Raw genomic sequence first — 243 nt, 5'->3', positions numbered from 1 at the left:
GGCCACCCTGTACGGGTCGCTGGCCGCCCAGGACGAGCGGCCGGCCGGGGCGTGGCATGCCGAATGGGCCACGCTGCGGGAGCTGTTGCGACTGACCGGCGGGGCGGCGCGGGACGCGGCCGAACTGACCGGGGGGCTCGTGGTGCGACCCGACGTGATGCGGGCGCACCTGTCCCTGACGGGCGGGGCGATCGTGTCCGAGCGGCTCTCGGCCGAGCTGGCCGGGCGGATCGGCCGGACCCG

General features: G+C 77.8%; 1 pseudogene. It reads left to right on the top strand.

Annotation, left to right across the window (positions count from 1 at the left end):
- Positions 1-243 (top strand): annotated as a pseudogene (locus G3I40_RS26785) (3-carboxy-cis,cis-muconate cycloisomerase); the annotation flags it as partial.

Origin of the sequence: Streptomyces sp. SID14478, from assembly GCF_010548525.1 — a bacterium.
Taxonomy (GTDB): Bacteria; Actinomycetota; Actinomycetes; order Streptomycetales; family Streptomycetaceae; genus Streptomyces.
Note: the sequence above shows the minus strand (reverse complement) of the source record. Positions and strands in the feature narration are given on the sequence as shown.